The following is a 22,254-nucleotide window of genomic DNA, read 5'->3' as shown; positions in this document are numbered from 1 at the left end:
AAAACTTGTTGCGAAACCGCTAGGTCGTCCATCCGCAACGGCAGTGAAAAATCACATAAGACCGGGCGAAAGAAATCCAATAGAGGGAAAATTTGGCCAAGCAAAGACCAGATATGGCATGGACAATATAAAAGCCAAGCTGGCCAATACAAGTACTTCATGGATATCTACTATAGCCCTGGTGCTAAACCTGGTCCGGATGACCAGGCAGGCACCTGTATCCCTACTATTAAGGATACAAAATTGGCTAGCCTATCATGTAGTCAGGCTAGCCGGAAATTTCAGAATTAAAAATTATTATAATGTGTTAATGACCACCTAGCGGTGAGTTATTGAGCAGACTCTAATTATGAATAAGTAAACTTTATACCATGAAGACACTTATTGATAGCTGAGGTGGCCATTTACTATTTTTGCCACTGATGTATAAGGATGTAAAATCATTTTATTGGGCCCCATAATATGATAAACTATCCAGTCCTTTGACTTCAGAAAATCTGATACCAGTGCACGATGGCAACGCCACCAAAGGACTTCTGAACACATAATAACCGTTATTTGCTTTATTGCCAGTGCTTCTAACTCATGGATTGCTGCTAAAAATGGGGTGGTTTGCATATAATCTGCATAAGCCCGGAAAGATGGATGACGCCAGTTAATGTTTTTAGAATCCTTTGACAGCTTTCTTCTGCCTCCTAAGGCTTCCATGTGCATATATTGGATCCCGACCTTTTTTAACTCGTCTATGAGCTGTTTTTGAGAAAATTGTGGCCATTTTTTTGAACCCGCAAATCTTCTTATATCCACCAGCAGCTCTATGTGAAATTCGGAAAGTAAGGTCAAAAATTGATTGGCCGGATAATTTGAATGTCCAATTGTATAAATTTCACCGGGCGAACGCCGGTCGGCATCTGATTTTGTGGAGATTGCAGTTTGATTACTGCCAAGCTCCCCATGTTTGTGTGGACTTTCCCTGTGTAACTTTTCAAACGGCTCTTCTACTTTCATTTTTGTGCCATGATTTTATCTAAAATTTACCGCAAATTGTACACCAAATAAGGTTTTAAAAGTTAATACGTTCTGATTGCGGGCGGGCGGGTATACTCCACAGATGTTGCTGTCAAGATGCGATTAGACCATTTTAATATCTTTCATTATTAAAACAGCCTCAAAATGCCGTTTTCCAATTTTCAAGTGTTATATTTACAGTTGATAAGTCGGCATGATTAAGTCGGTTTTTTTGACGTCCCCTTAATTTTGCTCAAATTATTTTGAATACAAGTTTAAAACGATTTACCAGGACTAAAATAATAGTAAATAAAATATAAATCAGTGCATTTATGATGGAACAAAATACCGTAATAAGCCATTCATGTGACAAGAGGGCCCATTCAAATAAAGGAGCGGGGCTGCATTTTACTGAGCCTCTTGTTCTAAGGCTCAAAGGCCATAGGGTAAATGTAATGTCTGTCGCAGTTAATTGTATTGCTTTAATCGCATTTTTAGCATCTACCGGCTTTTTAAACAATAAAAATACGCTCAAGGCGCAATCTTCGGCACGGTCCGGCAATCATAAGCAAGTGCAGCCTGCCTCCATCTTAATAGACGGTGTCAAAGACCGGATTTCGGTTTCGCCCACCATGTGGGGGATATTTTTCGAGGATATTAATTTTGCGGCCGACGGAGGAATTTATGCAGAACTGATTAAAAACCGTTCTTTTGAATTTGATAACCCACTGATGGGCTGGCGTATCCTGGATGAAAAGAATAGTACACTAAAGCTGGATTTTGACGGTAAATTATTGATCACAAACAGGGGGCAATCAACACAACCGCATAAAGGTAATCACCGCTATGCACATATTGAATTAGGGCACTTCTTTGGGGTAGAAAATGAAGGATTCAGAGGGATGGGTTTTAAAGCAGGAGAACCTTATCGATTTACAGCCGATATTCGGGTAAAGAAAGGCAGCAAGGTAGAATTGCAATTAGTGGTGCTGGATTCGACCGGTCGTATCCAGTTCCGATCACCTTTTAAGGATTTACCAGAGATATCTGATAATTGGTCGACCGTGGAAACGGTTTTTTCTGCAGATAAAACCCTGGCAAATGGTAGATTGGTCGTATTGTTAAAAGGGGCAGGCTCTCTGGACATGGATATGCTTTCATTATTCCCTGTCCATACCTGGAAAGACAGACCTGGGGGCCTCAGAGCCGATCTGGTTCAGAAGCTCTATGACCTTCATCCGGGCTTTATACGGTTCCCAGGAGGTTGTATCGTGGAAGGGCGAACCTTGGTGAACCGATATCAGTGGAAAAATACAGTGGGCCCAGTGGCTGAAAGAACAACCATTACCAATAGATGGCAGACGGAGTTTAAAGCGCCCCGCAATGCGCCGGATTACTTTCAGAGTTATGGACTTGGTTTTTATGAGTATTTTCAATTGGCGGAAGATCTGCACGCAGAACCTCTTCCCATTTTGAACTGCGGTATGGCCTGCCAGTATAATTCTGGAGAAGTCGCCGCTGATCTGGAGCCTTATATTCAGGATGCCCTGGATTTAATAGAATTTGCCAACGGTGATAGTTCAACACCCTATGGCCACCTTCGGACACAGATGGGACATCCTGAGCCGTTTCATCTTAAATATCTAGGCGTAGGCAACGAACAATGGGAAAGCCAGTATTTTGACCGATATAAAATTTTTGAGAGCCGCCTCAAATTAGCACATCCGGAAATTCAGCTGGTTTCTGGTAGCGGCCCTTATAATAGTGGTAAATGGTTTGATGATGCCTGGAGTGTTCTGCGTACGCTACATCCGAGCCTGGTGGATGAACATTATTATGCCCCCCCTGAATGGTTTTTAAACAATGCCGGACGTTATGATCAATATGACAGACAAGGTCCAAAAGTCTTTGCCGGGGAATATGCAGCGCATGGCAAATCCACGACCGTACCCGAATCGGCCAATAGCTTTTACAGTGCGCTGACGGAAGCTGCTTTTATGACCGGGCTGGAGCGGAATGCGGACGTTGTTCGTATGGCTTCCTATGCGCCGTTATTAGCCAATATTAATGCCTGGCAATGGCGACCGGATCTTATTTGGTTTGACAACCTGCATTCCGTTGCAACACCTAATTATTATGTGCAGCAGCTCTTTTCATTGGCCAAAGGAACAGAAGTACTTCAGACAAGTGCTAATCATCAGCCTGTAAAAGGGCAGGATAGTTTATATGCCAGTACAACGATGGATGCCGCCGGCCATAAATTGTATATTAAATTGGTTAATGTATCGAGTGATAATAAGCCGGTAGATATCGTGTTGCAGGGATTAGGCCAAGGCCTCTCCAGGGCCATGAAAGGTCGTTGGACGATGCTAAAGGCTGACTCGGCTTACGCCTATAATAGTCTTAATCAGCCCGATCAGGTTCAGCCTAAGCACATGGATTTTGGAACTAGCCCTAATCCGAAGGGCGCAGTAAATGGGTATGAACTTCCCTTTATAAAAAATGAGCGGAAGGGCAGTGAGGGTATGAAAATCAAATTCACGGCTCCGTCCGGCTCCGTTAATTTATTGGAGTTAGACTTAAAATAGCGCAGGTGTTTGTTGAAAATTAAACCCGGCCCGCGATTGCTCAAGAGACAATCAAGGCCGGGTTTAATTATTTGTCAGGTTGCTGTATTTTTAAAAATGGGATTAATGATTCCATTTTTCTTTACGGATGAGATAAATAAAATTCAGTTTTGGAGCTTCTCCAAAATAGGTGACTTCTTGTTCATCTACTTTTTCTGCTCCAAGTCGGCCGACGGCGACCTGGCTTCTGAAATTAGTCGCCCCTACATGTAAATAAACTTTGTCTACATATTGAAAAATATAGTCCAGCATCATTGCTTTTACCGCCGGATTAAAACCCTGACCCCAACAATCAACGCTATAATAAGTGTAGCCAATCAGTATACTTTTGGTATCAGGGGAATAATCATAAAACCGGGTACTTCCGATTGTTCTGTTTGTGGACTTCTCTATAATTTTAAAGGCGCCACCACTCTCAAGTGCTCCCTTAAAAAAGTTTTGAAAAACTTCCTTTTTCCAGCGGTCCTTATTAGGGTGTTGGGCCCAAACTGCCGGATCTGAGGCCACCTGGTATAGGTCCTCAAAATCTTCAGTTTTTAGGGGGTAAAGGATGAGACTTTCGTTTTCTAATATTTGGGGAAGTTCAAAGGACATGATTTTCTGATGATTGGTGTATCGTTCACGAAGTTAGTGTTTTGTTATATGTATAAAAATTTATCTTTCCTTTCACCGGTTTTTAAGCAAGGAAGTAGGGATTTGCCATCTGCTCGTTTTACATCCTTTTAGGCTCTGAATCTTATTTTTACCTTATTTTGTTGCTGAATATTTAAATAATTAAAGGATGGAAGAAACATTTAGTTTAGCTATACCTTACCGGGGCAGGATAATAAATCAGGATTTTGTGTTTCGCAAACTTGGTTATACGTATAAGATCTTTACGACCATTGCGTCGCAGGCGGTCGTTTTCGAACCGGATGAAGAGGGAAGTTTTCGGGGTGCCCTGTATGAACCCTTTCATCCCGGCAATAATAATTCTGGTAATGATCTGCCCGTAATTCAGGTGCGTTCAGATCAAGACAGGTATAAATCCGGCGTTAAAGATGAAGCGCCTGAAGGTCAGGCGCCAAAAGGCAGCGTGAAACCATTGGACCTGGGGTTTATTCAGGCTATTATCGGTGTACTGACCAGTGAATTTAAGTAAGGCACCGCTCATACGCCCCACGTCCAAGTGTGCGCTTAGGGTGGCCCTTTTCCCAGCAGCGTCATCAAGGTGTTTATAGTCCTAAACCTTCCGTAGACCCATTTGAAGCGGAAGAATGTTAATGGTACTTGTTAATGATAAACGGGTACATTCTTATGCGCATTTGCTGAACTATATTTGAAGGCATGGATCTGGGACAAAAAAAGATAATTTGTAGCTTAAGTTATTTTATTTACTAAATCAGGTGGCCGTATGCGTGTTTTGAACTCATTTTTAAACAATATCAGCCGAAGGCAAAAGGTAAAATCGGTAGTTTTACTGGCTTTAACCCTTGTCTGTTCGGGCTGTTTACTTTTCAATGTAAAGGGGCAGCGTGTAAAGAGTCTTTCTGGTAATAGTACAACGCCCGTAACCCCTGATACTTTAAAAATTGCTGATCCCACCATCTTTTATGCAAATGGTAGCTATTTTCTAATCGGGACTTCAGGCGATAAAACAGTGACGGAAGGCTTTAAATTATACCATTCTACAGATCTGATAAACTGGCATAGAGTTGAAAAAGGCGCAAATACTGATTATCTGGCCCTGGACAGCAGTCATAGCTTTGGAAATAAGGGTTTTTGGGCCCCTCAGTTACTTTGCCTTGATACTCAGGGCAGAGATGAGCAAAAGAGCTCCGCGCAAATGCCGGCATTTCTTTTAGCGTATACGGCAAATGAGCAGATAGCCGTGGCTCATTCATCGGCAATAAGCGGACCCTTTATTCAAAAAGACGGTAATGATGGATTTCTACCTTTATTTAATGACGGATTTAAACATATTGATCCATTTATTTTTACGGATCCGGTTTCTAGAAAGACTTTTATTTATTATGTAAAACTGGACCATGGCAACAATATTTATGTAAGTGAATTGAAACTAAATCTTAAAAATTCTTTCGCTGGGCAGGCTAATGCACCTTTTAGTGTGGTACTGAACACCGAAAAGCCTTGCATAAAGGCTACGGAAGCCTGGGAGAATACCGCTCATGCCGAATGGCCAGTAACGGAAGGGCCAACGGTTATTTATCACAAAGGATTTTACTATCTTTTTTATAGTGCTAATGATTTTAGGAATCCGGACTATGCGGTGGGGTATGCAACTGCCAGTTCGCCGACCGGCCCCTGGGTTAAGGCTTCATCCGGACCGGTGATTTCCAAAAAGAATACCGGTCTTCCAGGATCCGGACATGGGGATATTTTCCAGGATAGAAGCGGCGCATATTATTATGTGTTTCATGCACATAGCGGCTCAGCAAAAGTGTCTCCTAGAAAAACTTATTTAATTCCCTTTAAATTCATGGATAAGGCTGTTTCTACAAAGTCCTCCTCGTCAGATCCCTTAACGCAACCAGCCAGGGTGCAAATGGATTATCAGCATGTCAGACCCCTTTTGCTGACGCATTAGTTAAGAGCAGAATAAGGGATAAACAAGGGATAAACGCTCCGTTCCTATGATTTTTATGAAATTGAATGGCTCTTTTGCCCTTATTTTATTATAGTGCCTGGTAAATTCGCGTTTATTTTGCCATCAGATACCAGTGTTGCATAAATCATTGTAGAGAAAATTGCCCGATTTGTCGGGAAAAATTGCCCAGTTATTCCTTTCCGGCGGCTAAGAGGCTTTTCTTCGCTTAATTGTCTTATAAATCCTTGCTAACCCGCGGCCTATAATTTACCTTTACCGGAAAATTAGGTATTGACAAAGACCCTTAAAATAGCACTCAAGGCCATATTGTGGGTACTGGGATCCATTATTGTAATCCTGGTACTTGTTATCTTGCTTTTGCAAGTGCCTTCCGTACAGAATTTTATTCGTAAAAAGGCCGTTAGTTACCTGGAAAACAAGCTGGGAACCAGGGTAGAAATTGCCTCCGTTTATTTAAAATTCCCGACTTCCCTGTCCGTTAAAGGGGTTTATTTGGAAGACCAGCATAAGGATACCCTTTTGTATAGCGAGGACCTGGAAGCCAGAATGAACCTCTGGAAACTTTTTGAAAAAAGACTGGTTATCGATCAGATTGACTGGCAGGGAGTGACTGCTCATATTTCAAAAAGCAAAGACAGCGTTTATAATTTTGATTATATTGTTCAGGCATTTGCGGATACGACTGCTACAACACCGGAAGCGGCGGATACCTCGAAGAGCAGTTTTGCCATTGATCTAGGTAAAATTAACCTGGACCGGATACAACTTCGTTATAATGATTCTGTGGATCAGAATTATATTCATGTATTTTTAGGGCATTTTGATACGAAAATCGGGGAATTTGACCTTAATAAAATGGCCTTTGCCGTCCCTGAAACCCACTTAAGTAATGTCAGGGCTAATATCGAACAGCTAGCCTTGTCTGAATCGGCTCCGGTTGCTGATACTGCTACAGAGCCCCTGAATATGACCTTAAGTATTGGCAGGGTGGATATGCAAAAAATACTGATGAACTACCGGTCCCTGGAAATGGACGCAGGTCTGGACCTGGGCAGGTTGTTAGTTCGTTTTGATAAGATAGACCTGCCCCGACAAAATATTGCCTTGGATGAGGTGTTATTGGATACGACCAGTGCTAAGGTGGTGATGCGTAGCCCTAAAACGGTAGGTAAGGTTGTCTCAGAAACGGTAAAACATATTGATACCTTAATCACCCCAACGACCGCCATGGCTACGGCGCTGCCCTGGCAGTTCAGTGTTAAAAAATTGACACTGACTGATAACCGGATAGCTTTTGATAATGAGGATATGCCTAAGGAACCTAAGGGACTGGATTATTATCACATGGATATGCAGGGCATTTACGCCCGGGTAGAGGACTTTTGGTTTGTGGCAGACAGTATGCAGGGTAAGCTCAGACAATTAAGTCTTAAGGACAAAAGTGGATTTGCGGTAGATAGTTTAAGCGGTTTGTTCTTTTACGGCCCTAAGGCCGCCTATCTTAAAAAATTCTATTTAGGTCTTCCGCATAGTAAACTGGGTGATGAAATCCAGATAAATTATCCTTCCCTGGACGCTGTGGCAGCTAATCCTGCCTTATTAGGCATTCAGGCTAATATCGATAACAGTGAAATCGGTATGCAGGACATCTTACTGGCGGCGCCATTTTTAAAAGCCTACCCGGCCATCACTAATTTTGCCGGGTCTGTCGTGAAACTTAAGGCTAAGCTGGAGGGTAAAGTGGGTGATTTGCATGTTCCGACACTTGTAGTAAGTGGATTAGGGAATACCAGCCTGAAAGCCTCCGGCCATCTGATGGGCTTGCCTGATCCTGATAAAACCTATATGGATCTGGTACTCGGAGATTTTGTATCCACCGGATCTGATATTATGAAAATGATGCCGCCGGGCGTAATGCCCGCCGGCTACGCACTGCCTGCAAGTTTAAGGGCATCCGGTAATTTTAAAGGAACAATCAGCCAGTTCAATACATCGCTGGCCTTACAATCCAGCGATGGAGACGCTTCCTTCAAAGGACGCCTCGATATGCGCCACCCGGATTTTGAGACCTATCAGGGAAGTCTCAGTACCCATAATCTCAATATTGGAAAATTGGCGGGCATGCAGGATATGGTAGGCAGGCTAAGTCTAACCACGGATTTAAAAGGAGAAAGTTTTAATCCCAAAAAAGCGAGCCTGGCATTGAATGGCGTGATCCGCCAAATGGAACTCAAAGGGTATAATTACAAGGATCTGACATTTGAGGCCGATGCAGATCGGGGAAAATATAAATTAGATGCAAAGCTAGCCGACCCCAACTTAAGTTTTAAACTGGTGGGTGATGCGGATATGACTGGTCCGTCACCGGCATTAAATATAGATCTTCAACTGGATAGTGCGGATTTCCAAGCCTTGCATCTGACTACCGACACGCTTAAGATGCATACGGATATGAGGGCCAGCTTTACCAGCGCGGATCCTGACTCTTTGAACGGGCAAGTCAATATTAATAATCTGGTTTTAATCAGTGGAAATAGAAGGTTACAATCAGATTCAATTCGTTTTATCTCCACTGCAACCGCGGATTCCAGTAGTCTGGTATTAGATGCAGCCAGTCTGGGAATGGTGGCCAGTATGCAGGGTAAATATCAGCTGACTAAATTAGCTCCGGCTCTCCAACAGATGTTCAACAGGTATCTGGCGGTTGACAGTCTGCCTGGCCTGCCTGCGGATAGCAGTCAGATTAACAAAGGCGCCACTATGGCTAAGGCCAGTTCAGCGCCTGGCATCCTGGATCAGGCCAGGGCCTTTTCCAATTCAGGTGCAGTGCTCAACGCAGATAGCCTTAAAGGGGCAGATACGGCTACAGGTCACCAAAGGGTAGATTTTCATGCCCGCATCTTCAGAACTCCGATGATTGCAGGTTTTGTACCGGATTTAAAAAGGCTGGATACTATACAGATTACCGGTCATTTTGATAACCTGACTCCTGCATTGGATCTGGACGCTTCTTTGCCCAATACGGTCTATGACACCGATACGTTGACTGAAGGACTGCTTAAGATTCACGGTGATCAAAAGGTGCTCAGTTATCAGGCGGGATTTAAACATGTGGCAATAGGTGACATGGTGCAGTTAGACGGACCTTCCTTAGCCGGGATGGCTAAAAATAATCAGTTGACCGCTGTATTGAATGTTCATGATCAGACTGGTAAGGATTATTATAAACTAGGGGCAGTGGCCTCCGTTAATGGCCCCCAACTACAGTTAAAACTGATGGCTGACAGCCTCTTGTTGGATTATATCCCGTGGCAGGTAGCCCAGGATAACATGATTCAGTATGACTCGCTTGGACTTATGATACATAATTTCAAGCTGATGAATCAAGGGCAGGAGTTGCAGGTGCAGTCAGTGCCCGAGCAGAGCGGAGCGCCGGTCAATATTGATTTTAAGAACTTTAAAATAGAGACCCTGACTAAGATTGTTAATCAGGATTCTATACAGGTGGGAGGGATGCTCAGCGGTACTGCGACCATTGATTCCATGATGACCAATCCGCTGGTGACAGCAAATGTCCGTATTCAGGATCTGAATTTTAAAACTGACACAATTGGTAATGTGGCGGTTAATATTGATAATAAAATACCAGGAGCTTATCAGACGAAGATTGACATTACAGGCCAGGGAAATCAGGTAAATCTTTCCGGGGCCTATTATACAGCTCCGGAAAGCAAAATGGACTTTTTGCTGGATTTGCAAAAGCTGAATCTAAAATCAATCGAAGGGCTGACCCTGGGCTATTTAAAAGATATGCAAGGTAGCCTGGATGGTAAGCTGAACATTCAGGGCAATATGGATCAACCAAAGATTAACGGAAGCCTGCATTTTAATCAGGCAGGGTTTAATGTAGCCATGCTCAATGCGCCTTTTACAATGCCTGATGAGAAAGTGCGATTTGATCAGGAGGGCATCCATTTAGATCAGGTGCATGTACTGGATCAGCAAAAGAGGAGACTGACGGTAGATGGTGTAATCAAAACACAGAATTATACGGATTATGGTTTTGGTTTGAAGGTTAATGCCCGTGATTTTCAGGTGATCAATAGTACTAAAGCGGATAACCCTCTTTATTATGGTAAACTTTATATGGATGCCCGTATGAATATTGCCGGTGATATGAATACGCCTATAGTGGATGGCACCATAGGTGTTAGGGATAAAACAGATCTGACCATCGTAATTCCTTCAGCCGACCCTTCCGTAGAGGAAAGAGACGGGGTTGTTGAATTTGTAAAGAAAAATCAAAAGCCGAACCTGGACTCTATTATGATAGAGCAACAGTTGGATTCTTTGCGTAATACAGGTGTTCAGGGTATGGACATCTCTGCTACAATTAATGTAGATAAAAATGCGCTCTTTTCTATTGTGCTCGATGAACGCAACGGAGATATGGTCAAACTAAAAGGGGAGGCACATTTAAACGGCGGTATTGATCCCAGTGGAAAGACCAGTCTGACCGGAACGTATGAAGTCAACGACGGTTCCTATAACCTGTCTTACGCCACCGTTAAACGGAATTTTAAATTTAAAAAAGGAAGTACCATCATCTGGACCGGAGATCCAACGAGTGCCAATGTGGACTTAACGGCCGTGTATACAGCCAATGTGCCGCCACTGGATCTTGTGGAAAATCAGTTGACGGGCAGTGAAAATACAACGCAGTTTAAACAAAAACTGCCATTTGAAGTCGCTCTGATGATGAAGGGTGAATTGCTGAAACCGGAACTTAGTTTTGATATCACCCTGCCAGATGATAACAGCAAGGTAAATGTGTCAAGTGAGGTTACCAATGCTGTCAGTACCAGGCTGGCACAGATCAGAACGGATCCGAATGAAATGAATAAACAAGTACTTGGGGTGCTTGTACTGGGTCATTTTATCGGAGATAACCCATTACAAAGTATGGTAGAAGGTCAGACAGTGGAAGGTGCACTGCGCAGCAGCGTCTCCAGCCTATTATCTGATCAGCTGAACAGATTAGCCGATAATCTGATTAGTGGGGTGGATCTTGACTTTGGCCTGACTTCTGGAGAGGATTATTCCAGCGGTACGGCCACCAACCGGACGGATCTGAATGTAGGGGTTTCAAAAAACTTCCTTAATGACCGTCTGACTGTCAGCGTAGGCAATAACTTTAACCTGGAAGGAGCTCAGGCGGGAGAGAAGGCCACCAGTATTGCAGGAAATGTCTCGGTGGGGTATAAGCTTAGCCGCGATGGCCGTTATTTATTACGTGCCTACCGTAATGATCACTTTATTGTAATTCAGGGACAGGTGATTGAAACGGGTGTGGGCTTCTCCATGACGCTTGATTACGATAAATTCAAAGAGATATTAAGGGGGCGTAGTCAGGAGCAAAAAGAATGGCTGCGACGATATAGAGAAAGACAGCGGGCAGAAAAAGACAGTGTCAGACAGCAGCAGGAGCAACAGGAAGAACAAATAAAGGACAGCAGTAAAACAGACAGTGCCGCAAATGGCACGGGTGCAACATCTTCAGTCAGGCCTGCTTCAAAAAACACCCTGAATGGCGCCACAACTGTCGCACCAGCGTCCGGCAATAAGAGCGCCGGTGAAAATACCGATACGGTAACATCCTTTGTTAATTCAGCTCCTCTAAAAAAAGCAAAAGGGGATAGCAGTGTGGAGGATGGTAATAAGGAGGCTGCCACTGCCCATTAGATGGGACTTTGGTAACAAACCGATATAAACAATTATTTGCGCAACGACTAAATAGAATATGCAAATTCATACAGGCAGACATATCATATTGAAAAAGAGTTCGGTTAAAAGATTACCGGAAGGGCATGGCAGCAGAGTTGGTAGCCGCCATGGTCGCGGTTTTTGTGCAGGCAGGACAGTTCATATATTGTCGGTATTGGCCCTACTTTACGTGATTGGGACTACGCTTAGCGGATGCAGCAATACAAAATATCTGGCAGAGGGGCAGAAACTTTATACAGGCAGTACACTGGATATCAGTAAGCAGGCGGTTGATTCTGCTGAAATTACCAGTGATGAGCGTAAGGATCTGGAAGAACAGATGGAGGAATTATTAAGGCCGGTTCCCAATAGTTCTTTTTTAGGACTTAGATTTAAGCTATGGGTATATAATAAAACAAAAACGCAGAAAACCAAGGGGATAAAACACTGGTTGAACCAGAAATTCGGGGAACCGCCGGTACTAGTCAGTGATGTGAATTTGGCTAAAAACAGTGAAGTCTTACAGGGGTATCTGCAAAACAATAGTTATTTTCAGGCTGCGGTTGATGGCAGTCTGGATACTACGGCAAAAAAAGGCCGCGCTGTCTATCAGATCCAGCCAGGGCCTTCCTATCATATTGCCAGCGTTAGTTTTCCCAAAGCAAAAGATTCCTTAAGTCAGGCCATCAAAAGGGCTACCGGCAGGTCTATTTTAAGGGAGGGTAGGAAATATAACCTGGATGATATTAAAGATGAAAGAGTTCGGATTGATAACCGATTGAAAAATAAAGGGTTTTACTTCTTTGCCCCTGAAGATTTATTGGTTAAAGTTGACAGTACGGTTGGCAATCATCAGGTAGATATGAATGTAGTCGTGAAGCCGGAAACTTCTGATAAAGCCAGGCGGATTTATAAAATTGACAGCATCTTTTTATACCCGGACTATTCCTTAAGGGATACGGCCCGTCACAAAAGTAAAATGAAGCAGTATGGATGGTATAATGTGGTAGATCCTCATCAAACCATTAAGCCCTATGCTTTTAAAAATACAGTGTTGATGCATCCGGGAGATATTTATAGCCGTAGTCTTCACAATAACAGTATCAATAGAATGATTAACCTTGGGCCGTATAAATTTGTCAAGAATAAATTTGTGCAGCACAAGGAAGACTCGGCAAAGCTGGATGTTTATTATTACCTGACTCCTTATCAGGGCAAATCCCTGCAGCTGGAACTGCAAGGCAGAACCACATCTGCTAATTTTATGGGTTCACAGATTAATATTAACTGGAAAAACAGAAATGCTTTCAAGGGAGCGGAGGCTTTTACCGTTAGTTTATTCGGAAGTACCGATTTACAGATGGGGGGTAGCAATAAAGGTAATAATGTTTATCAGGGGGGGATTAAAACAGGTATTACCTGGCCCAGATTTATCAGTCCTTTTGACTTTAAATCAGACAATGCATACATCCCGCATACCAACCTGAGTCTGGGCTATTCCATAAACCGCAGGGTGGGACTATATACATTGAATTCTTTTACGGGCTCATTTGGGTATGAGTGGCGCGAAAATGAAAAAAGATCACATAATCTCAATGTGATTAATATAAGCTATGTAAATCCGACAGGCGTTTCTCCAGCCTATGCAGACAGTGTGGCTCATAGTCAGAATCCAACCCTGGCGCATGTAATTGACAAGCAGTTTACCTTTGGTCCGAGTTATAGCTATACAGTTACCAATACGGCTCAGGCTTTTAAAAGAAATACTTATTATTATAACGCCGCCATCGACCTGTCAGCGAATCTATATGGGATTATCACGGGTGCAAATGCCCGGGAGGGGAAGATTAAAGAACTGTTTGGTCAGCCTTTTAATCAATACGTAAAAATAGAAAACGAGTTCAGGTATTTTAGAAGAATTTCCAGAAAAAGTAAACTGGCAGCCCGGCTTATGGCCGGCGTAGGTATTCCTTATGGTAATTCTACCATTTTACCCTATAGCAAACAATTTTTTATCGGAGGGTCCAATAGTCTAAGAGGGTTTAGGGCGAGATCCCTGGGGCCAGGTACATATAATGTGGCAGATGTGTATAATGGCAGCGACTTTTTTCCGGACCAGTCAGGAGATATTAAAATTGAAGGAACGGTAGAATACCGCCCGCATTTATTTGGTTTTATGGAAGGAGCGGTGTTTGCGGATTTCGGGAATATATGGCTTTTTAATTCCAATGCAGGCCAGCCGGGCGGTGTTTTTAACGGTCAGTTTATAAATCAGATGGCGGCTGATGCAGGGGTAGGGTTGCGTTTTGATCTGACCGTTCTGATATTAAGACTGGATGTGGGGATGCCGATTCGTAAACCCTGGTTGGAAAAAGGCGACCGGTGGGTATTTGACCAGATTGATTTTGGCAGTAATAGCTGGAGAAAAGATAATCTGATTTTTAATATCGCCATCGGATATCCTTTCTAGGATTTTCAACGATCATACATTTTGACCGGACAAGCATTTATAAAATAACAGTGCCCTGTATACATCAGCGTAGTGATGTATACAGGGCACTGTTTTAGCTTAGTCATTTAATCTGGCCGTATTTGAATGCTGTATTGAAAGCTTTGATAAATGAGGGAGTCTCTACGCTCATTGAAATAATCAATGAACGGAGCGACTCCCTTTTTGATCCACATACACTCACTCAAACCTACCTCCAAAATGTATTGCTGTTTTCAATACCTAAGCAATGGCAACAGCTGTATTCATTTTGATTAATCTTCTGGTATGCTCTTTAGTGCTGCTACATTCTTTTCAGCACCTGAATACCCCGCGTTCTGATTAATCTGTGCGCCCGTATTGGCATCGATAGCACTCTGAGGGACAGGCCAGAGGACCTGATATGGGCTGATTTTATACATATCCCCATGCGGTGTAACGGTATTGTTTTTATAAAAGTTATTGCATTCCAGTACCCGGTCATACCAGAAATTACTAGTCGTGAAATTAGCGGTGCTATAAGTATGGCCTTTATAGCTCTTACCTGACTGCGCAAATAAATAAGCAATTCTGGTTAGTTCTACTTTTCTTTCTTCCTCATAATAAAGCTCACGTGCTCTTTCGTCAAGGATGGTCGCTATGCTAACATCCGAAGCTCTAATGGGCGTTGCTTTAGCCCTTTCCCGGACTTTGTTGATATCCGTTGCTGCACTGGCCAGGTCTCCCTTCCAAAAATAAGCCTCAGCCCGGACCAGATAGGTCTCTGCCAGTCTGAAAACATACCAGTCGCCATTACCTCCTCTGGGAGGCGTATTGATGTCATCCGGGATATATAATTTATAAAACGGGAATTCGAACCAGTCCCTTAATGTATCTGAACACAGCAGGGTGTTGCCATCATATAATTGCAGGTGTTTACCATAATAAGGGTCCTTTCCTTTCAGGGTAGGTTCATTGTATACAAAATCCTCCATTTTAACCCAGTTTCCCGGCGCATGTCTGAGATCATTTCCTGCATCTGCCCAAATGGCTTTCTCTGTATACCAGCTGGGACGGCAGCGGCCAAGTCCTCGCCCCATAGTGGCTGTATAAGAGTATTCAATATCTACCTTATCACTAACACCGTTATTACCCATCGGTGTTTTAATCTTTCCACCTGCCAGATAAGGCATCGTTTGTCGCATGATCTGCGTGCCTCCTGAAAATTTACCATCCATATCCGGCTTGTCGATGACCAACATAAGCGCTTCTTTGTTAGCCGAGATGTCTTTATTGCTGTTCAGATGCAGATCCCAGACCACATTTTTAGTAGCGTTATTGGCATCCTGGCCAAACCGATCAGTCATTAAATGATAATTCCCACCATCTATTAAATCCGTGGACGCCTGGATGGCGCCGTCAAAGTCACCAAGGGCAAGGTCGATTTTAGCTAGCAGATGCTGACAGGCTCCTTTGGTTACCTCTCCTTTGGCTTTACCCTCATCGGTTACCCATTTTACTGCAAATTGCATATCCGACTGAATCTGCTTTAAAATGACCGTTCTGTCCACGGTCTGGAAATCCAGTTTGGGCTCATTATAAAGCCTGCCTACCCAGGGTACATCGCCAAACTCGTTGGTCAGTTCATAATACCGGAATGCACGGTGAAAATAGGCCTGGCCCAGCAGATCATTTCTGGTGGCCAGTTGCGCCTGATCCGTGGTATCCCATTTCGGTTCATCAATGTAGGTGATAACAGTATTCGCATACTTGATGTCAGCATATCCCTGATGCCAGAAATAGAAAATCCGGTTATGGTCAGCGTTGTCGTTAGTGCTGTTTATCGCATCAGGGGTGATCTGCAGATCCATGTTTTGGGCAGGCCCCGACTTGTCATCCGTTCCGTCCACCGCGATATCGGAGAAAATGAGCTGTGTGATCTCCGGAGCACCGTCACCGGACCAATTATAACGCAGATTGCGCTCACAGGCAACCAGTGCGCCTTTAAGACCTGCGGCCGTGTTGTAGGTAGTGGCAGGGGTGTAAAAAGAAAGGGGTTTAGAGTCCAGATAGTCCTTTTTACAACTACTGGCGGTGATAATTCCTGCAAGACTTATAGCCAGCAAGGCTTTATATTTAAATTGTATTGTCAACATAACTTTATTTTTTCTTGATTTTTAATAGAATATCCTTCCTTAGGGATAAGCGTCTCAGCTAACACTATAGTGTTACGTTAAGCCCCAGTGTATAATTTCTTGGGGAAGGTCCTGGGGTATCCATTTCCGGGTCCCAGTAATCCCAGTTGGGTGCATATAACGCCGCATTGCGCACTGTAAAATAAACCCGGAGATCCTTAATCTGTGCTTTTTTGATGAGCTCCTTAGGGAAGGTATAAGCTAAAGAGATCGTGGATAGCCGGACAAAGGACGTACTGCGCCAGACATTATAACTGGCACCTCCGTCACTGGAGAAAAGCCTGGCATAGTTATTAATCTGATTGTCTACGGTCCAGTAGGGTAAATCATAATAACTACTGCGGTCGATAAAACCACTATTGTTTTTGGCATTATTGAAAGTAGTCATGGCGCCCAGTTTGGCATAGAGCACAAAAGAAAAATCAAAGTTTTTAAGGAAAGTAAAGTCGTTGCGTAAAGAGAGATTATACCTTGGATTTTTATAACCCAGAAACTGTTTGTCATCATTGGTATATTTACCGTCTCCATTGACGTCTTCTATTTTAAAGTCACCGGGTTGTTGCCCGTATTTACTAGCCAGGTCTTTCTCTGCTTCTGTGTAAACCCCCAATACTTTATAATCCCAAATGGCATCCAGCGGATGACCGATAAACCAGCCGTTGGTAATGTCATCTGGCTCTTTCTGACCGGTGACATTGCCGTTTGCATCCACGATATTTTGTTTGTCTCCATAAAGACTTATGATTTTGTTGCGGTTCAGCGAGAAATTAAAGCTGCTGGACCAGGTAAAATTAGGGCGGTTGATATTTTGGCTTGTCAATTGGAATTCCAGCCCCTGATTATTAATCTGTCCGAGATTAGTCCAGATATAATCAAAACCGATAATATCTTCCAGAGAGCGTTTTACCAATAAATTGGTGGTCTTACTCTTATAGGCATCAATGCTTCCTGAGAGGATTCCATGTAATAACCTAAAATCCAATCCGACATTGTAGGCGGCTGTTCTTTCCCATTGTAGGTTCGGATTGGCCATATTCGCTACAAAGAGCTCGCTCACGGATTCTACGGAACCATCATCTCCCACGTGAAAATATTTACCTGTGGTGATATTTGACAGCGCTACATAGCGGCCGATGTCCCGGTTCCCGTTTACCCCATAAGAAAGACGCAGTTTACCGTAATCCAGCCAACTGGGTTTAAACCAGGGTTCTTTGGTGAACTCCCAGCCCAGTGCGACAGCCGGAAAGGTGCCCCATTTAAACTTGTCGCCGAAGGCAGAATAGCCGTCTCTTCTCACGGAGGCCGTCAACATATAACGTTGTTTGTAAGCATAAATCAATCTGCCCATAAATGCCTGCCCGGTTCCGTACTGATCATCACTGGAAGGAACCGCGTTGGTTCCGGCACCGATGTTATGATAGCTCAGGTCGTCATTGGGTACAAAACCGTTGTTGTCTACAAGATCACTCCAATATTGATACTTTTCCGCATTCTGCAGCAACGTTACTTCAAAATGGTGATCGCCGAAATCATGGTTCCAGGTAAGTAAATTATCGATGTTCCATTGATAGGTCACCGCATGTTCTCTATGGGCCAGGCCCCCCTGTACTTCCCAGTTGGAGCCTACAAAACCGGAAGAGTTTGCATTATAGTACTGATACCACTGATATTGAGGCGTAAAGTTTACCTGATACTGGATACCGAATGGCAATTTTACCTTACCATAGAAATTGGCATTTAAAGTATAGTACTTTTTCAAACGGTCCGTATAAGTGGGTGCGCCCAGTACATTTTCAGTCTGTCCAAGACCTTGCTGGTCATTAGGGCTGTAGCGAAGGGTGGAAGAATCATCCGTATAGATAGAACCAAGAGGAGAGTTGGTGATGGCCTTATTCCAGTCCGCGGCAACGCCGCTTTCATCTCTGACCGCAAAGCCTACATTCATCCCCATGGAAAAGAAATCCGTTACCTTGGCATCCAGGTTCAGACGGCTTCTGGCTATACTATACCGGTCTCCATAGACAATACCGTCATTATCCTGATAACCGGCGGACCAGTAATAGGAAACCCTGTCTGATTTGCCCGAGAGACTGGCCGTATAATTTTGTTGGTTACCACTATTGATAATCATATCGTACCAGTCGACACTGCGTCCGGCCAGGTAATTATTGACTTCCACGCTTTTCATGCCCAGTCTTTCCAGCCAGATACTTACCGGATCTCCTTTGGAGCCGTCATAGGCCAGCCACTGATCGACCGTGATGTCACTGGGTAGATTGCGGGGATCGCTGTATTGATAGGGTTTAGCCGTAGTCGCATGCTGGCTGAGGGCTACATTTTCCCTGAACTTTACATAGCCGTTCACATCATAAGGACGCTGGTTAATTTCTGGTGTAGCTCTGCCAAAATTGGCGTTGACCGCTACTGTTGGTTTGCCCGTCCGACCTTTTTTAGTGGTAATGGCAATGACGCCTTCGGCTGCTTTGGCTCCATAAACGGCCACTGAGCTGGCATCCTTTAAAACATCCACAGAGGCGATGTCATCCGGATTAATGTCATTAATAGAACCATAATAAATAACCCCATCCAGGACAATTAGCGGTGTCGCTCCCGCATTTAACGTGTTTTTACCCCGGATCTGAAAATCCCCGGAAGGTTTGGCGGATGTGCTGTACGGAACGCTTAGCCCTGGTACATTGGAGCGCATAATATCCTGCAGGGAAGCGGGGTTTTCATTTTTAAGCTGTTCTGTGTTAACCGTAGATATAGCTCCGGTAAGATCCCTTTTTTTCTGTGTACCATAACCGATCATAACGACATCATCTAAGGTAGAGGTTTCCGGAACAAGACGTACATCCAGATGATTGCCGGTAACCTTTATTTCCTGTTGTTCATAGCCGACATATTTAAACATCAGCGTTTGGCCGGAACTAGCCTTGATGGTATAATTGCCATCCTGATCAGTAATAGCCCCTTCCTTAGTTCCGATTATAAGTACCGAGGCGCCAGTTATTGGTGCGCCTGCCGTGTCGGTTACCTTGCCGGCTACGATTTGCTGGTAATAATCGCCTGCTTCGAATTTAAAATCTTTTGTAAAGTCGGGTGAAAAATTAAGATGTGCCTCAGCGGATAGGCAGGGATAGCCTATCAGCCCCATTGTGCAAAGCGTGCCGATGGCAGCTTTTACCAGCCTTTTGCTATAATTCGGCTGGCTTTTAGAAGTCACAGATTGTAGCGGTTTGTTTCGTGCTGCCAAAAAGGACCTCCATTTTTTTTGTGTTTTTGTCATGGAAATTTTTTTAGAGTGATGTGTGTTTTTTGAATCTGTTTTGAGTGTGAGGTAATAAATGTTGAAAGGTTTCGTGATAAATATTGATTCATTTATGAAGAATGAGAGAAGGATTTCTATTTAAGACTGCCTTGATTATCTTATAATGCCTTGATTAAAACGGTGGCGGCGCATCAAGATCTTTATTGTGAGGAGAATAGATAAAGATTATGGTGCTAAAAAAGATGTACAGGCGCAGCGATATATTGGATGCGTCAAGGTCTCATTGCTGCTGTTGGATGAGGTACAATGTAGGCCTTCGGCGCATAATTGTATTAAAAAAAGCGCATAGTGTTTTTCCCTGCATTATTTATTTCATCAGGTCTGATCAGACATAATGGCTTTTTTTATTAGGTGATCCAAGTTTTTAATTAATAGAAATGGAGGCGGCGCTTTAGGTTTTTTAGCCATTTTTAAAGAGGTTAGCTGTCAACTTAACCATTGAATAAGTGAAAAGGTTTTCATATTAGACGTTGCAAAATCCCTAAAACCGGCATTCCTGTTATGATAACCCTTCAAAATGCCCCCCAAAACCGTAAGACCGTGATCGTAAAGTATCATTCGAAGTGTTTTTAAGTGTTAAAAAAAAGAATAAGCTAAATTAACTTTAAGTCTTGATTAAATAAATAATTATTTACGGAATCGTTTCCGTACAGGTGTTTGTTAGCTAAATAATTCTTATAAATATATTTATAATTAAATAAATAAACATTATAATAATAATTAATAAATAATTGAATACACTGTAAAATGCAATATTTGCACTTTCTCAAATGTTAATGTTGCTTAAGAAATTAAGAAAAATTATGTTATAAATGTTAAAGCAATCATTGTCTAATGACGTGATTATTAGCCCTTTGGCTGTAAATACCCGTAATTTGGGGAGGCTTATTTTATTTGCTTAAAGGATTAAATTTATTTTAAATTCCAGCATAATGGCGTCTGAAAAGAGGTAGTTAAGATTCATTCCCGCTGCTTTTTATAGCAAAAAGCGCATTTTAGGAAAACGAGTACATGTTTGGCGTTTATTTATTATATAGGGCAAAAAGAAAATTCAAGTCCTGTTAGAGGCATGCCATGGTGTTAACGAGAATAGGGGCCTGCTGTATTCGCTAGTATTGCTGCTAATAGCTTATTTACTGCCGCCGCGCGGTTGAATACCATAAAATGGGTTCCATCCTGAACGGGCAAGGTTCTTTTATTAGGTCTGTAAGGAAGGATAACGTCTTTTGTTCCATGGATGTGCTTGAGCTTTTCAGGAATAAAATGGTTATCCCAACTAAGGATTCTTGGAATGGCCCATTTTACAAAGACAGGATCAGCTTCCAGCATGACCTTACTTAAGAGGGCCTTATCTTCTTTGGACTGTGCCCCCAGCAGCCAGGCCGTTATAAAATTTCTATGGTGATAAAAATAATCAGGAACGATTTTATAAATCCCCGTTATGCTGGCGAGTTTAAACCAGAAGGGAAGGGCTCTTTTGTTAGTGACGCTGGAGATCAGAATGGTATAGGTGGGTTTTAAAAAATGGTTCATCTCTATGGCCATCATACCTCCTAAAGAAAGGCCGACTAATATAAATGGGGTGGACTGGTCTATGCCTGCTGCCAATCTTCTGGCATACGAAGCAAAATCCTCTGTCCTTTCTGGTCGAAGCCAGGGTAGGTGACAGATGGTGTAACCGGCCGGCAGTTGTGTTCTGCAGAACATTTGCTGATCAGCCCCGAGCCCACTGATAAAATATGCATGCATGACAATAGAGACTGCTTAGATATGAATTTGAATAGATTGTTTTTGTAGATTAAATATAGGATAATTAACCGGATTATGGTTAATCTCATCATAAACTGAGCAGGAAAGGGATTTAACAGACTCCGATGTCTGTCAACAAACGTATCACGGATGGTCTTTAAAGAAAACCATGGGAGAACTCATGCAGCGATATTGATGATTCAATTAATTAGTCGCCAGGGCTGCCTGGCAGCACAATCTTTTTAAGGAACAACAAAACCGACCGTGGAAAGATTTCCCGCGTTTGAAACAACATAAAGCGGGGCTGGAATATATCCATTCAAGAATTTAAACGAAAGGTATTTAGTAGGAGGATTGGATGACTGAGGTTTTGTAGACCTCAGATAGGGTTTTTAGGTTTGCTGGCAAGGAGCAATACGAAGGCGATCCATGTAAACCTACGTTTGGGCGTCAGTTGTTCGCTATGTTGGAAAATCGGACAATTTAGGCCCATAAAATTTCTGAAT

General features: G+C 43.0%; 11 protein-coding genes. 6 read left to right on the top strand and 5 right to left on the bottom strand.

All coding sequences use genetic code 11. The annotated features are described in order from the left end of the window. A partial coding sequence (locus tag BLU80_RS10465; protein WP_211481810.1) for a transposase occupies nucleotides 1-322 on the top strand: 322 nt, incomplete at its 5' end. Nucleotides 323-381: 59 nt separating this feature from the next. Here BLU80_RS10465 and BLU80_RS10460 read toward each other — a convergent pair. Further along, nucleotides 382-1,008, bottom strand: a complete 627-nt coding sequence (locus tag BLU80_RS10460; RefSeq protein WP_091397729.1) for a DUF488 domain-containing protein — start codon at nucleotides 1,006-1,008, stop codon at nucleotides 382-384. 332 nt (nucleotides 1,009-1,340) lie between these two features. Between BLU80_RS10460 and BLU80_RS10455 the strand changes: the two genes are divergently transcribed. Beyond that, nucleotides 1,341-3,596 (top strand): alpha-L-arabinofuranosidase C-terminal domain-containing protein, encoded by a 2,256-nt coding sequence (locus BLU80_RS10455; protein ID WP_244518871.1) that lies wholly within the window; start codon nucleotides 1,341-1,343, stop codon nucleotides 3,594-3,596. 102 nt (nucleotides 3,597-3,698) lie between these two features. On the opposite strand, the gene BLU80_RS10450 is transcribed toward BLU80_RS10455, so the two are convergent. Continuing rightward, on the bottom strand, nucleotides 3,699-4,229 hold the full coding sequence (locus BLU80_RS10450) for a GNAT family N-acetyltransferase (protein WP_091397726.1): 531 nt from the start codon (nucleotides 4,227-4,229) through the stop codon (nucleotides 3,699-3,701). A 187-nt stretch (nucleotides 4,230-4,416) separates the two neighbouring features. Between BLU80_RS10450 and BLU80_RS10445 the strand changes: the two genes are divergently transcribed. The 4 genes from BLU80_RS10445 (at nucleotide 4,417) to tamL (ending at nucleotide 14,476) form a co-directional block, all read left to right on the top strand. Continuing rightward, entirely contained in the window at nucleotides 4,417-4,776 is a 360-nt protein-coding gene (locus tag BLU80_RS10445) for a hypothetical protein (RefSeq protein WP_091397723.1), read from the top strand. 252 nt (nucleotides 4,777-5,028) lie between these two features. Beyond that, nucleotides 5,029-6,222: a glycoside hydrolase family 43 protein gene (locus BLU80_RS10440; RefSeq protein ID WP_091397713.1), complete on the top strand. Its 1,194-nt coding sequence runs from the start codon at nucleotides 5,029-5,031 to the stop codon at nucleotides 6,220-6,222. 291 nt (nucleotides 6,223-6,513) lie between these two features. After that, on the top strand, nucleotides 6,514-11,985 hold the full coding sequence (locus tag BLU80_RS10435; RefSeq protein WP_139188129.1) for a translocation/assembly module TamB domain-containing protein: 5,472 nt from the start codon (nucleotides 6,514-6,516) through the stop codon (nucleotides 11,983-11,985). 58 nt (nucleotides 11,986-12,043) lie between these two features. Further along, entirely contained in the window at nucleotides 12,044-14,476 is a 2,433-nt protein-coding gene (gene tamL / locus BLU80_RS10430) for a translocation and assembly module lipoprotein TamL (RefSeq protein ID WP_091397709.1), read from the top strand. 293 nt (nucleotides 14,477-14,769) lie between these two features. Here the strand turns inward: tamL and BLU80_RS10425 are convergent, their stop codons facing one another. From BLU80_RS10425 to BLU80_RS10415, 3 genes are all read right to left on the bottom strand, one after another. Continuing rightward, nucleotides 14,770-16,629, bottom strand: coding sequence for a RagB/SusD family nutrient uptake outer membrane protein (locus BLU80_RS10425; protein ID WP_091397704.1), 1,860 nt, complete (start codon nucleotides 16,627-16,629; stop codon nucleotides 14,770-14,772). A 64-nt stretch (nucleotides 16,630-16,693) separates the two neighbouring features. Further along, nucleotides 16,694-19,957 carry a SusC/RagA family TonB-linked outer membrane protein gene (locus tag BLU80_RS10420; protein WP_211481809.1) on the bottom strand — a complete coding sequence of 1,088 codons (3,264 nt, stop codon included), beginning with the start codon at nucleotides 19,955-19,957 and terminating at the stop codon, nucleotides 16,694-16,696. 1,122 nt (nucleotides 19,958-21,079) lie between these two features. Further along, entirely contained in the window at nucleotides 21,080-21,748 is a 669-nt protein-coding gene (locus tag BLU80_RS10415; RefSeq protein WP_091397701.1) for an alpha/beta fold hydrolase, read from the bottom strand. Between the last annotated feature and the right edge of the window lie 506 nt (nucleotides 21,749-22,254).

Origin of the sequence: Arachidicoccus rhizosphaerae (assembly GCF_900107765.1) — a bacterium.
GTDB classification, from domain to species: domain Bacteria; phylum Bacteroidota; class Bacteroidia; order Chitinophagales; family Chitinophagaceae; genus Arachidicoccus; species Arachidicoccus rhizosphaerae.
The sequence above is the reverse complement of the archived record's forward strand: the minus strand, read 5'-3'. Positions and strand labels throughout refer to the sequence as shown.